Source organism: Burkholderia sp. Bp9016 (assembly GCF_003857765.1).
GTDB lineage: Bacteria > Pseudomonadota > Gammaproteobacteria > Burkholderiales > Burkholderiaceae > Burkholderia.
In genome coordinates, this window is the sequence record NZ_QTPY01000021.1 from 94,740 (window position 1) to 108,792 (window position 14,053).

Annotated in this window: 6 protein-coding genes; 2 read left to right on the top strand and 4 right to left on the bottom strand. The window is 69.9% G+C overall.

Annotated features, from left to right (window positions below; genetic code table 11):
* Positions 1 to 28: 28 nt before the first annotated feature.
* From arfB to recC, 4 genes are read right to left on the bottom strand one after another with little or no spacing between them, the layout of a single operon-like run.
* Entirely contained in the window at positions 29 to 433 is a 405-nt protein-coding gene (gene arfB / locus DIE13_RS24275; RefSeq protein ID WP_124829646.1) for an alternative ribosome rescue aminoacyl-tRNA hydrolase ArfB, read from the bottom strand.
* Entirely contained in the window at positions 430 to 2,760 is a 2,331-nt protein-coding gene (locus DIE13_RS24280) for an AAA family ATPase (protein ID WP_124829647.1), read from the bottom strand. The genes arfB and DIE13_RS24280 overlap by 4 nt, the downstream gene beginning before the upstream one ends.
* On the bottom strand, positions 2,757 to 6,461 hold the full coding sequence (gene recB, locus DIE13_RS24285) for an exodeoxyribonuclease V subunit beta (RefSeq protein ID WP_124829648.1): 3,705 nt from the start codon (positions 6,459 to 6,461) through the stop codon (positions 2,757 to 2,759). Before recB ends, DIE13_RS24280 begins: the two co-directional genes overlap by 4 nt.
* Complete coding sequence (gene recC, locus DIE13_RS24290; RefSeq protein WP_124829649.1) at positions 6,458 to 9,796, bottom strand: exodeoxyribonuclease V subunit gamma; 3,339 nt, start codon at positions 9,794 to 9,796, stop codon at positions 6,458 to 6,460. The genes recB and recC overlap by 4 nt, the downstream gene beginning before the upstream one ends.
* Before the next feature lie 179 nt (positions 9,797 to 9,975).
* On the opposite strand from recC, the gene DIE13_RS24295 reads away from it, so the two are divergent.
* On the top strand, positions 9,976 to 12,267 hold the full coding sequence (locus tag DIE13_RS24295) for an FUSC family membrane protein (protein ID WP_124829650.1): 2,292 nt from the start codon (positions 9,976 to 9,978) through the stop codon (positions 12,265 to 12,267).
* Positions 12,268 to 12,527: 260 nt separating this feature from the next.
* Positions 12,528 to 13,895, top strand: coding sequence for an amino acid permease (locus tag DIE13_RS24300; RefSeq protein WP_124829651.1), 1,368 nt, complete (start codon positions 12,528 to 12,530; stop codon positions 13,893 to 13,895).
* Positions 13,896 to 14,053: the final 158 nt, after the last annotated feature.

The following is a 14,053-nucleotide window of genomic DNA, read 5'->3' on the forward strand; positions in this document are numbered from 1 at the left end:
GCTGCGTGCCGCGCCTACCGCACTTTCGTCAGTCGACGACCTTCCCTCTTCCCGATTTCACCGCGCTGCGGCGCGACTTGTGTTCGAGCCGCCGCTCCTTCGATGCGCGCGTCGGCCGCGTCGCGACCCGTGCCCGCGGCGTGAATGCGACGCTGCCGATCAGCGCATCGAGCCGCGCGAGCGCCGCGTCGCGGTTTTTCTCCTGGGTACGGTATTCCTGCGACTTGATCACGACGATGCCGTCGCGCGTGATGCGCTGGTCGGACAGCGCGAGCAGCCGCTCCTTGATGACGGGCGGCAACGACGACGCACGGATGTCGAACCGCAGGTGAATCGCGCTCGACACCTTGTTGACGTTCTGCCCGCCGGCACCCTGCGCACGCACGGCCGTCCATTCGACTTCGGCCGGATCGAGCGTATAGCGGATCATCATCGCGACGTCTCCTGGCGACGACGCGCGAGCGCCTCGTCGACGCGCGCCGCGAGCCCCGAATCGCGTTGCGTGCGGGTCGCGACCGCCTGTGCCAGCACGCGCTGCGGACCGATCACCTGCACGCGCGTACGGGCGCGCGTGACGGCCGTATAGACGAGTTCGCGCGTGAGCACGCGGCCGAACGAGGCCGGCAGCACGAGCGCGGCCTCGTCGAATTCCGAACCCTGCGATTTGTGGACGGTGAGCGCGAATGCCGTTTCGTGCGGCGGCAGCGCCGCGGGCGACACCGCGCGCGCGGTGCCGTCCGCGCGGCGGAACCACACGCGCAGCACGCCATGCGCGTCCGGCAACGCGATGCCGATGTCGCCGTTGAACAATCCGAGCGCATAGTCGTTGCGCGTCACCATGATCGGTCGCCCGGTGAACCAGTGGGCACCGACCGCAAGCGGCACGCGCGCCGCGTGACGCACATGCGCGGCCACGAGCGCATTGACGTGCTCGGCGCCGCGCGAACCGGTGCGCGTCGCGCACAGGATCCGGAACCGGTTGAGCGCATCGAACAGCGGCAGCGGATCGGGCACCGGCGCCGCGAGCGCGACGCGCAACGCATCAAGGTACGCACCGAACCGGCGCGCGAGCCGTTCGACCGTCGACGGTGCCAGCGTATCGCCCGCATCGTCGTGGAACGACGCGGCGGCCGTATCGTCCGTCGGCAACGCGTCGAGCGCGGCCTGCACGTCGCCGCGGCGAATCGCCAGCGACAGCCGGCCGATCGGCGAATCGAGACCGAATCGGTAATTGCGTTCGAGCCACACGACACAATCCGCGAGCGGCGCGGGCGCGGGATGCGCTGCCGCGGTTTCATCGGCTCGCGTTGCGACGGCCGACGCCCACGCCGCATCCGCGGCATCGTTCGCATCGAACGGTGCGAGTTCGATCGCGTCGAGCCATGCGAGTTCGTCGGCCTCGATCCAAGCGGGACCTGCTCCGGACGCGCGGGCATCGGTCGCGGTGCTGGCGTCGCTCGACGCGGCGTCTGCAGGCTGCGGTGAAGCGGCCGGCTGTGCCGTGTCGGACAACGGAACCGCCTCGTCCTGCGGTTCGTCGTCGAAGAGCGATGCCTGACGCGTATCCGGTTTCGGTCGCGACGCCGGCTTGCGCGTGGCCGTAAACGACGCCCGTACGGACGCCTGGACCGGCGCCGCGCTTGCGGCCGCAACCGTGCGCGCGGCCGCTCCCGTTTCGGCAGGCCCGTCGTCCGGCACCGGCAACGCCGCGACGAATGCGGCTTCGTCGATGCCGAGCGCCTGCGCGATGCGCGTGCACGCCGCGGCAGTAAACGTCGGCCGCGCGCTCAGTTCGGCGAACACCGCACCGGCCTCGACCGCGGCCAATTGGTCCTTGTCGCCGAGCAACACCAGCCGCGCGCCCGGCGCGAGCGCGTCGAGCAGATGCGCGGCGAGCGCGACGTCGATCATCGACGCCTCGTCGACCACGATCAGGTCGTACGGCAACGGATTGTCGCGATGGTGGCGGAAGCCCGCCGCCCCGCCGCCGCCCAGCAGGCGATGCAGCGTGTACGACGTGTCGGGCAGGCGCGCGGCGAGTTCCGGCGGCAGGTCGCCTGCCCGCGCGTGCAGCGCTTCCTGCATCCGCTGCGCGGCCTTGCCGGTGGGGGCCGCCAGCGCAATGCGCAACCCCGGATGCGCGTCGAGCAGGCACGCCAGCACGCCGACGACGGTCGTCGTCTTGCCGGTGCCGGGGCCGCCGCTGACGATCGTCACGCGCCCCGTCAGCGCGACGATCGCCGCGACACGCTGCCAGTCCACTTCGCCCGTCGCCGGCCCGAAGTAGCGCGCGAGGCTGTCGCGCAGCCGCTCGGGCGACAACGCGTCGTCCAGCGCGGCTTCGCCGGCCTGCGCGACGAGCGCATCGGCGAGCCGCCGCTCGTAGTCGAAATAGCGCGACAGATACAAATGATCGTGCCGGTCGACGATCAGCGGCCGCTCGTCGCCGCGAGCAAGCGTGCCGAATGCCACCACGCCGCTCGCGGCAAGCGCTGCGCGCACGTCGTCGAGCGGTTCCTCGTAGCGCTGCGCGAGCGCGCCGAGCGACACGCACACGTGGCCGCCCGCCGTCGCGCGGCTCGTCGCGAATGCGGCACGCGCGGCCCAGCGCGCGGCCGCGGCCGGCGCGCCCGCGCGGCGCGACAGGTCGCCGATGCGGCGCGCGAATCCTTCCGCGAGTGCGATGCCGAAATCGGCCGGCTCGGGCAGCCGCGCAACGAGGCCGCCGGTGAATTCGAGCGTATCGTCGGAGACGTTCATGCGCGGCCCCCTTCCATCATCCGGTCGAGCGCGTCGACGAGTTCGCGCGCGGGCCGCCGCGCATGCACGCCGGCCGGCTCGCCGCCGCTGCGCCAGCCGGGCCGCACGCCGCGCACGAACAGGTACAGGTAGCCCGCGATATGCGTGTCGTAGTCGTAATCGGGCAGCCGCCCGCGCAGATAGCGATGCAGCGCGACCGTGTAGAGCAGCGCCTGCAGGTGATACGCGTGATCGGCCATCGCGACGTCGAGCGCGCGCGGGCCGTAGGCATCGGGCGTATTGCCGAGATGGTTCGACTTCCAGTCGACGATCCAGAACCGGCCGTCGTGTTCGACGATCATGTCGATGAAACCCTTGATGAAACCGGCGAGCATGCCCGCCTCCAGCGCAACGTCCGGATAGCCGTGCGCAACCAGCAGCCGGCGCAGCGCGCCCAGCTCGAGCGACGGCGCCGGGAACAGGAACCCCATTTCGTCGAGCCGCTTCGCCGGATCGAGATCCGCAAGCCGCATGCCCGGCACGAGCTCCGTGCTGACGACGTCGCCAACGAGCCGCGCCATCATCGCCGGCAGCCGCACCCCGAGTTCGGGTTCGGCCTCGACCGGCCGGTCGTGCAGCGCGCCGAGCGCGGCCCGGTGCCACGAGTCGGGCTCCTTGAAACGGCTCAGTTCGAACAGGCGGTGCAGGCATTCGCCGGCGGCCGCGCCACGCGGAAACACAAGGATGTCATCGTCCGGCGGCTCGGCCGTGACCGGGTCGGCCATGGCGAATTCGCCGTCCGGTACGACCGCGGCAAGCGCATCGTGATCGGGCCGCAGCTCGTCGTCCGGCACGATCGCGACACCGGCCTCCTCGCGCGCCATCGACGCGGTCAGCGAACTGAAGCTCGCCATCCGCCACGCATCGCGCAGCACGCGCGTCGAATGACGGGCCGCGAGCGTCTGCGACGCATCGTGCCCGGCCGCGAGGCGTTCGCGACGCGCGGGCACCGGCAACGGCGCGACGCTCACGGGGCCGCCCGCCAGTGCCCGCCATGCAGCGTCAAGCGCCGCTTCGTCGGGCGGCTCGTCGAGCCACGCGTCGAACGACTGACCGGCGCCCGCGACGAGCCAGTTGAGCACGCTGCGCCGCGCCTCGCGCGTCGACCGCGACGACAGATACGGCCCGGCGACGAGATAGCATCGATAGACCGCGCGCGTGAGCGCCACGTAGACGAGCCGCGCGCGTTCCGCCGCCTGCTCGCGCAACGCCTGGCGCGCCGCATGCGCGGCGGCTTCGTCGTCGCACCCGTAATGCAGCACCGCGTCGCCCGCATCGTCGTGATACTCGCGCGCGTCGGGCAGCCCCGATGCAGGCGGTTCGCGCAGGCCGCCATCGTTCAGGAACGGGCAGAACACGACCGCGTATTCGAGACCCTTCGACTTGTGCACGGTCACGATCTGCACGAGGTTGCGGTCGGATTCAAGACGCAACTGCGCCTCCTCTCCGCCGCCGTCGAGCCGTTGCGCGGCAAGCCAGCGCAACGTCGGCGCGATGCCCGGCTGCGCGGACGCGCGGGCCTGCGTCAGTTCGGCCAGGTGATTGATATCGGTCACGCGGCGCTCGCCGTTCGCACCGGACATCAGCCGCTCGGCGATGCGCAGTTCGCGCGTGAACGTGCGCCACATCACCGCGAAGCCGCGTTCCCGCCACAGCAGCCGATAGCGCGAAAAGCGCTCGACCCAGCTCATCGCATCGGCGCTGTCGGATGCTTCATGTGACGCGTCGCCGTCGCCCTGCTCCATGCGCCACAGCGCACCCGCATCGAGACCGAACCAGTCGGCCGCGAGCGCCGCGCGCAAGCGCCGCAGATCGCCCGGCGCATCGATTGCCGCGAGCACGCGTTCGAGCTGCTCGGCATCGCCGGTCGAAAACACCGACGCCTGTGCGAGCTCGACGCTGCCGATGCCCCACGTGGCAAGCACGCGCTTCACGAGACTGCCTTGGCGGTGCGTCTGCACGAGCACCGCGATGTCGCCCGGCGACAGCGGCGTGTCGCCGAGCCGCGCGTCCCCCTCGCGCGCGCCGCGCATCAGCCGCGCGATCTCGGCTGCGCAGGCCTGAGCGGCCTGCGCCTGCGCGTCGCGCTTGAGCAGCGTGCCGTCGCCGCCCGGCAGCGTCCAGACCCGGAAATCGCCGGCCGGGCCCGGGTCGGTGCCGTCGACGAACGGCGCTCGCACACGCGTGCCGGCCCGCACCGCGTAATAGTCAAGCCCGTCGAGCACGAACGCGCGTGGATTCGACATGAAGAAGCGGTTGCACGCATCGACGATCGCCGGCGTCGAGCGCTGGTTGACCGCGAGCGTATAGCACGCGCTCGCACTGGCGCGCGCGGCCAGATAAGTATGCAGATCCGCTGCGCGGAAGCTGTAGATCGCCTGCTTCGGATCGCCGACGAGAAAGAGCGGCCCGCGCGGCGCGAAAATCCGGTCGAAGATCGCGAACTGCAGCGGGTCGGTGTCCTGGAATTCGTCGATCAGCGCAGCCGGATAGCGTTCGCGCAGCGTCTCGGCGAGCCACGGATGCGTGTTCAGTGCGCGATACAGGTTCGCGAGCAGGTCGTCGAACGACACGACGCGACGCGTACGCTTGCGCTCGGCCAGTTCGGCCGGTGCCATGTCGAGCCAGTCGGCGATCAGCGCGAGCCAGCGCGCATGCTGCGTGGCCTCGGCCGCGGCCACCGCCGCTTCGAGCGCGTCGGCGACGTCGAAGAACGGGTGCTCAGGTGTCGCGCCGCCCTTTTTCGTCGCTTTCACGAGCGCGGTGCGCGTGAGCTTGAGCGCGGCCTTCGGCAGCGCGGCCGTCGCATCGCCCTGCGCGAAATGCGCGGACCACGCGCCGAGCGCATCGACGAATGCGTCGGGCTTGTGCGAGCGCTGGTTGAGCACGGGCTGCGCGGTGCGCAACAATGCGTCGATCGCGTCGCGCTCGTCGGCCCACATCCGTGCGGCCTCCTCGAAGCACGCGGCGGCGGCGGCTTCCGCCGATTCGTCCGGCTCGCCCACACCGTCCCAGCGCAGCGCGGCGAGCGGCTTCTTCAGCCGGCGGGCAAGCTGCGCATCGAGCGCGGCCGGCCCTGCGCCCGAATCGACGAGCCACGTCGCGAAACCGGGCCAGCGTGCGGCCATCGGCTCGACCCGCGTGCGCCAGAAGTCCGCTGCGAGCTCGAAGCGCAGCGCCGCGTCGTCGGCCTGCATGTCGAACGCGAACGGCATCGCGGCCGCGAACGGCGCTTCCTGCAATGCACGCTGGCAGAACGCGTGGATCGTATGGATCGCCGCCTGATCGAACGCGCGCAGCGCGCGCCGGATCCGCTTCGCGGCCGTCTCGGGATCGAGCGCGCCGGCCTCGCCGAGCGTCGTCTCGAGCAGGCGCGCGACGAACGGATCGCCGCCGTCGTCGCCCGTATCGAGCGCATGCGCGAGCTGCGCGAGCCGCCCGCGAATCCGCTCGTGCAGTTCGGCCGTCGCCGCCTTCGTGAAGGTCACGACGAGGATCTGGTCCGCGCCGAGATCCTTTTCGAGCAGCAGGCGCACGTATAGCGCGCAGATGTTCCACGTCTTGCCGGTGCCGGCAGACGCCTCGATCTGGTTGACGCCGTCGAGCGGGCACACGAACACGTCGAGTTCGAGCGCCGCCTGCGGCCGGGCTGCGGCGCTCATGCGACCTCCTTCAGATGTTCGAGCATCGGCTCGAACACGAGCCGCGCGAGTGTGCCGAACGGCTCGTCGAGCGACGGATGCGCGCCACGCCACGCGATCGCGATGGCCGGGTCGTCGGCTTCGCTCGCGACACGCTCGTTGATCCACACGCTCGCGGCCTTGGCCTCGCCGTCGGAGACCCGCGCCCATGCGCTGCGCGGAAAGAACCGCAGCGGCATGCGCCGCCCCGCGCGAAACAGCGCGGCAAGCGGCGCGAGCCGTTCGAGCGGCGCCGCGACCGGCGTGAGTTCGAACGCGCCGCCGCTACCGAACCACAGCGTGCGGCGCGGGCCGTCGGGCACCACCGCGCAGTAGACGAGGTGCGCGAGCCACGCGGACAGATAGTCGCGCGCGCTTGGCCGGGCATAGCGATAGATGATCTGCCCTGCCGGCGTCAGCCGGTTCAGCGTGCCGTGCAGCTCGAGCGGCGCACTCACCGCATCGCCGGCCAGCATCGCGTCATCGGGGCCGAACAGCGCCTGCTCGGTGTCCGGCCATGCGGGCACGACTTCGAGCGAGAACGGCCGCCGTTCCATCCCGTCGGCGAGCGCGTGCCGCACTTTCGACGCGAGCTGCGTCATCGAGCCGAGCGCCTGGTCGCGCCAGACGGCGCCCGTCGCGCCGCCCGGCAGTTCCGGGCTGGCGTCCGCAATACGCAGCGCATGGTCGTGCACGCCACCGTCGCCCGATTCGATCAGGAGCGGCAGCACGCGTTCGGCGAGCGCGTCGCTGCCGGCAAAATCGAGCGCGAACGGCTCCGTGTCGAGTAGTTCCGCCTGTGCATCGGACAGCACGATGCCGAGCCGTGCACGCAGCAACGCACGCGCCGGATGCCGCCAGAAGCGTTCGAATTCGCTGAACGCGACGGGTTCGGCCGGCTCGGCCGGCAGCGGCTGCGCGAAGAACGGCTGCTCGCGCGTCGCATCGCGCGACGCTTCGGCCGCCAGCAGCGACGCAAGCGTCGCGCGCTCGGCGTCGTACGAAGCCAGTTCGCTGTCGGGCTGGAAATACGTGGCCGCGAACGGTTGCAACGGATGCTCGACGACGAACGCGCGCCGCGCGGCGTCGACCGCGTCCGGTGCAGCGTCGGGGCCGGCCGTGACGAGCGCGAGATGGTCGAGCAATTCGTCGACGAGCGCCGCGGGCGGCAACGGCGCGTTGTCGCGAATGCTGCGCCCCGTGTAGGCGATCAGCAGCCGGTCGCGCGCCGCGAGCAGCAGGTCGAGGAACAGGTTGCGCTCGTCGTCGCGGCGCTGCCGGTCGCCGAGCTTCGGCAGCACGGCCATCAGGTCGAATTCGTCCGCACGCGCGAGGCTCGGCAGCACGCCGTCGTCCATCCCGAGCAGGCAGACGGCGCGATACGGCAGCCCGCGCAGGCTCGTCAGCGACGAGAACGTGACGCCGCCCCACGGCACCCCGCCGCGCGCCGGATCGTCGAGCGCGGCAGCCAGCCCCGCGCGCACCACCGCTGCAGGCAATGCCTCGTCGGGAGCGCCTTCGGTCATTGCGGCCAGCATCGCGTCGAGCGCGTCGCGCACGCCCGCGAGCGCGTCGGCATACGCGGCGCCGGAGTCGAAGAAGCGCGCGAGCGTGTCGGCGAACAGTTCGCTCCAGGCGCGCGGCGTATGCGCGTCGGCGAGCCGCCGCGCGAAGCCGTCGAGATCGTCGGTGAAGCGCGCGAGCCGGCCGAGCAGTTCGGCCTCGCTGCCGGTGGCCGCTTCGATCGGCAGCCACGCGCCGACCGGAGCGGCACCTTCGGGCATCGCATAACCAAGGAAGAGCCGCGCGAGCGCATCGGAGAACGTGTGGCGCGGCGCGGGCACCGCCGCGTCGTCGCTCATCGTCGGCGACAGCCCGCGCCGCGCGCCGGCGGCCGCAAGCCAGGTCTGCACCGTCTCGAGCGCGGCCGCGTCGATCCCGTAGCGGGCGGCCACCGCGTCGACGCGCAGCCATTCGACCAGCTCCGGCGCACCGACCTGCCGCTCCGGCAGCGCGAGCCATTCGAGCAGCACGCGCGCGACCGGGTTCGCCTGCGACGGCGGCAGTCCGGTGATCCGGTAGGGCACGCGCGCGCCGCCGGTGCCCGCCGTGCCGAACACGGCATCGATCAGCGGCCCGGCCGCCGCGAGATCGGCGACCGCGACCAGCACATCGGACGGCTGCAGCGTCGCGTCGGCATCGAACCACGCGAGCAGCCGGTCATGCAGCACCTCGAGCTGACGCGCGAGGCTGTGGCACACGTGCACCTCGATGCCGCGTTCGGCCGGCGCGTCGCCGAGCTCGTCCTCCGGCTGCAGGTCGAGGATCGCGTTCTGCACGCGCGCGAGCCAGGTCGGCGCGGGATTCCCGACGAAACGCGATGCATCGCCTGACGCCGCGCTTTCGGTCAGCTCGTGCAGCATGTGCAGTTGCGCCTGCGTCTGCCGGCCCCACTCCGCAAGCAGCGGGTGGCCGACTTCCTGATAGTCGCGCCGCCCGGCCGCATCGAGCGCCTCGGCATGCGCGGCGGTGACGATATCGAACCAGAATTCGCGGCACGGGTTGAGCGCATAGACGCGCACGTCGATCCAGCGCGACAGCTCGCGCAGCAGCGCGACGTGCAGCGGCGGCATGGTCGGCAGCGCGAACACGCTGACCGATTCAGGCCAGTCGGCGCGCGCGACGGTTTCGGGATCGAGGTTGCGCGCCTCGACGAGAAAGCGATGCGCGGGCGGCGTGCCGCTGTCGCTCAGCTCGGCGAGCAGCACGCGCCACAACGCGGCCTGCCACTGCTCGTCGTCGCGCGCGGCGTCGCTGATTCCGCGCGGTGCGCCATCGCCCGCGAGCACCGACTCGCCGGCCTGCCATGCGGCCAGCCATTCGGGCCGATAGGTCAGGTAATGATCGAGCACGGCCGCGACGCGATGCGCGAGTTCGTAGCGCATCGCGTCGTCGGACGCCGACAGATATGCGGCCAGCCGCGGCGACGCAAGCCACGGCGTACCGCCCTCGGCCTGCGCGAACAGCCGGTAGCAGCGCCACACGAGACGGTCCGGCGCGAACGGCGAGCGCGCGGGCACCGTCAGCACGCGGCCGATCTGCGCCCACAGCCATTGCGCGAGATACGTGAACTCGACATTTGCGCATACGCCGTGACGCGCGGCGATGTCGAGCTCGAGACGGCGGCGCAGCGCCGCGCTCGGCACGATGACCTGCTGCGGCGCCCACGGGCCGTTGCGGGCCGGGAACGCGGCCAGATCGTCGAGCAGCGCGTCGGCCAGCGTTTCATGACGGTTCGAATAGAAGAGATGGAGCATGAAGCGGTATCGGTGCGTCGCGCCGACCGGGCCGGGCGAACAGGAGCACCAAGGATAGCAAAAGGGCCGTCGCGGCGAACCTCGCCCGAAAGGCCAGGTTTTGCGGACCGCGAAATACGATAGACTCGTCGCCAGTCAATACGCCGCCCCGGCGTCTTCGTCTGCCATTCAGCCCATCGATGCGCTATTCGGTCGAAATCAGAAAGTTTTTCTATAGCCAGTATTTTTTCGGCGGCCTGCGGATCGCGGTCGGCGTGTCGCTACCGGCGGTACTGTGCCTGATCGTGTTTCACAACCGGGATCTCGGCTTCACGATCTCGACCGGCGCGCTCGGCGCGTGCGTCGTCGACATGCCCGGCCCGCTCAAGTACAAGCAGAACGAAATGCTCGCGTGCAGCGTGATCGGCTTCCTGGCCGCGCTCGCGACCGGCCTCGCGACACCGAACATCTTCGCGCTGTGGCTGACGATCGTGCCGCTCACGTTCGTGCTGTCGCTGATCGTCGTATACGGCAACCGCTGGCCGCAGATCAGCTTCGCGACGCTGTTCATGATGGTGATGACGCTCGAGGAGAAGTTCACGCCGCTGCAGGCGTTCGTCAACGCCGGCTGGATCCTCGCGGGCGGCCTCTGGTACACGTACTGGGCAACTCTCGTGTCCCAATGGCAGGCGCGCCGGATCGAGCAGCAGGCGCTCGCCGAAAGCCTGTTCGCGTGCGCCGACTACCTGCTCGCGCGCGCGCAGTTCTACGATCTCGAGGCCGATCTCGACGAGTGCTACCGCAATCTCGTCGCCAAGCAGATCTCGGCGGTCGAAACGCAGGAAACCGCGCGCGACATCGTGCTGCGCAACCTGCCGAAACTGCGCCGCGGCAAGCTCGACCCCGGCCGCACGACGATGTACAACCTGTTCATCAACAGCGTCGACCTGCACGAGCTGTTCGTCGGCGCGCATACCGACTACCCGCTCGTGCGCAACACGTTCGGCGGCTCGGACCTGATCATTTTCTACCGCGACCTGATCCGCAAGGCGGCCGCCGATCTCGAGGAGATCGGCCTCGCGGTGCTCGAGAACCGCGCGCCGCATTCGCGGATCAGCGTGAAGGCCGAGCTGCGCGCGATCGAGTACGAGATCGAGCTGATGCGCAAGAAGAACTTCGCGGCCAGCAATCCGGAAGCGTATGCGGCAGTGCTCGCGACGTTCCGGCGCATCTGGAGCGCGACGCGCCTGATCGACCGGATGCGGCGCAACCTGTCCGGCCACGCCGACCCGCAGCAGACCGAACTGAAGATCGACAAGGCGCTCACGCGCTTCCTGCAGCGTCGCCGGATGTCGCCGCTGCTGATCTTCTCGAACCTGAACATGCGCTCGCCGAGCTTCCGCCACGCGCTGCGCGTGACGATCGCGGTGGCCGTCGGTTTCTGGCTCGGCAGGCTGCTCCCGCTCACGAACGCGTACTGGATCGTGATGACGAGCATCATCATCCTGAAACCGGGCTACTCGCTGACCAAGCAGCGTAACGCGCAGCGGATCATCGGCACGCTGATCGGCTGCGCGGCGAGCATCGCGCTGATCTATACGGTGAAGGAGCCGCACCTGCTGATCGCGATCATGTTCGGGTCGATGGTGATGAGCTACAGCCTGCTGCTGTTCAACTACACGGCGAGCGTCGTGTTCACGTCGTCGTACGTGCTGCTGATGTTCCATCTGCTCGCGCCGGGCAGCATGCGCATCATCGGCGAGCGCGCGATCGACACCGTGGTCGGCTGCATGATCGCGATAGCCGCAAGCCGGCTGTTCCCGTACTGGGAATATCGGCTGATGGGCAAGCTCGTCACCGACATGCTCACGTCGACCCGCAAGTATTTCGAGGCCGTGTGGCGCGCCGGGCGCGGTGCGTCGCCGCCGCCCGTGCCGGCCGCCGACGGCGCGGCCGTCGTGCCGGGCGTCGCCGCGGCGATCGAAACGCCGGCCGCGAGCCTCGACGCCGACTACCGGTACCGCCTCGCGCGCAAGGACGTGAACATCGCGTTCGCGAACCTCGGCCAGGCGTTCCAGCGGATGATGATCGAGCCGAAGGCGCACCAGCGCTTCGTGCCCGAGCTGAACGACCTGCTCGTGCAGACGCACGTGCTCGGCGCGCAGATCACGGCCGCAGCACCGCTGATCCGCAGCGCGTGCGCGGCCGACAGCAACTTCGTCCACGACGACGCACTGCACCGCGGCCTGTCCGCCGTGCTAGACAACCTCGAAAAGGCGGAAGCCGGCGAGCCGCCGCCGCCCGACCAGTTCGACGCAACGAAGCAGATCACGCGCGAGCTCGACGCGATGGTCGTATCCGCGGAAAAATCCGATGCGGTCGGCGCCGAGCTCACGCACGACCTCAAGGTGCTCGCGCACCAGTGCAAGCAGATGCTTGCGTCGTCGCTACTGATCCGCAAGGACGCGAGCGTCATCCGCTTGCCCGCATGACGTCGTTCCGCCAGCGCTAGCCTCGCGCGCAGCGGGGCGGCCGCCGGCGCGCACGCATGACCCATCCGCTTCGCGCGGCGGCCTGCCGGTCGCGCCCGCGTCAGCCCCGATTCCGCCGGTTGCGCCAGTCAGGGAATACCCGATTCCGGCCATCTGCCCGGCTTGTTATCATTCGTTCACATTTCAAGTTGTATAGACAACTTGAGCCAACCGGACCGGGCCACTCGCCCGGTCCGTAGCACAACGATATCGGAGACTCGATGAAGAACTTGCAGCGCCACCTGAGCGCGCGGCACATCCGCTTTCTCGCGCTGGGCTCGGCGATCGGCACCGGTCTGTTTTACGGTTCGGCGTCGGCGATCCAGCTTGCGGGCCCCGCGGTGATCCTGGCCTACATCCTGGGCGGCGCGGCCGTCTACATGGTGATGCGCGCGCTCGGCGAGATGGCTGTGCGCGAGCCCGTCGCCGGCTCGTTCGGCCACTACGCGACCGAAAACCTGGGCCCGTTCGCCGGTTTCGTCACAGGCTGGACCTACACGCTCGAAATGGTAATCGTCGCGATCGCCGACATCACCGCATTCGGCATCTACATGGGCTTCTGGTTTCCGGACGTCCCGCAATGGATCTGGGTGCTCGGCGTCGTCGCGGTCATCTGCGGGCTGAACCTGTGCCACGTGAAGGTGTTCGGCGAGCTCGAGTTCTGGCTGTCGATCATCAAGGTCGGCGCGATCGTCGCGATGATCGGCGGCGGCGTCGCGATCCTGCTGACCGGCATGCACTTCGGCCATTCGGCCGAAGTGCCGACCTTCGCGAACCTGTGGAATCATGGCGGCTTCTTCCCGAACGGCGTCGGCGGCCTGATCGCGTCGCTGTCGGTCGTGATCTTCGCGTACGGCGGCATCGAGGTGATCGGGATGAGCGCCGGCGAGGCGAAGGATCCGGAGCGCGTGATTCCGCGCGCGATCAACGCGGTACCGGCGCGCATCCTGCTGTTCTATGTGCTGACGATGGTCGTGCTGATGTCGATCAGCCCGTGGACGGGCGTCGGTAACGACGGCAGCCCGTTCGTGCAGATCTTCTCGGCGCTCGGCGTGAAGTCGGCCGCGACGATCCTCAACCTCGTGGTGATCAGTGCGGCGATCTCGGCGATCAACAGCGACATCTTCGGCGCGGGCCGGATGATGTTCGGGATGGCGCGGCAGGGCCAGGCGCCGCGCGTGCTGATGACGACGTCGCGACACGGCGTGCCATGGGTCACGGTGCTCGTGATGGCGGGCGCGCTGTTCGTCGGCGTGGTGCTCAACTACCTGATGCCGAAGGACGTGTTCCTGGTGGTCGCGGCGATCGCGACGTTCGCTACCGTTTGGGTGTGGCTGATGATCCTGCTATCGCAGGTCGCGATGCGCCGACGCCTGTCGAGCGCGGAAGTCGCGGCGCTGAAGTTCAAGGTGCCGCTGTGGCCGGTCGCGCCGGCGCTGACGATCGCGTTCATGGGCTTCGTGATCGTGATGCTCGGCTGGTTCGACGACACGCGCGTCGCGCTCTACGTCGGCGCGGCATGGCTCGCGCTGCTCGCGGTCGTGTTCTACGCACGGATCCGCCCTAAGTTTGCCGCTGCGTCACGTTGACGCACGACTGATCTCCCCCGCGCGGGCGCCGGCTTCGGCGCCCGTTTTTTTCTTCCGGCGCGGCGCAACGCATCGTGCGTCGTCAGCCGCCCGTTCCGCTCGTCGCTGTTGCTGCCCCGGCCGCTGCACCCGACCGCCAGGGTCCGGGGCAGCGCCCG

What these genes read in the sequence shown, in the direction of transcription:
- recB (WP_124829648.1), bottom strand. Translation starts at nt 6,461, where the DNA reads ATGAGCGCCGCAGCCCGGCCGCAGGCGGCGCTCGAACTCGACGTGTTC.
- DIE13_RS24280 (WP_124829647.1), bottom strand. Translation starts at nt 2,760, where the DNA reads ATGAACGTCTCCGACGATACGCTCGAATTCACCGGCGGCCTCGTTGCG.
- DIE13_RS24295 (WP_124829650.1), top strand. Translation starts at nt 9,976, where the DNA reads ATGCGCTATTCGGTCGAAATCAGAAAGTTTTTCTATAGCCAGTATTTT.
- recC (WP_124829649.1), bottom strand. Translation starts at nt 9,796, where the DNA reads ATGCTCCATCTCTTCTATTCGAACCGTCATGAAACGCTGGCCGACGCG.
- DIE13_RS24300 (WP_124829651.1), top strand. Translation starts at nt 12,528, where the DNA reads ATGAAGAACTTGCAGCGCCACCTGAGCGCGCGGCACATCCGCTTTCTC.
- arfB (WP_124829646.1), bottom strand. Translation starts at nt 433, where the DNA reads ATGATGATCCGCTATACGCTCGATCCGGCCGAAGTCGAATGGACGGCC.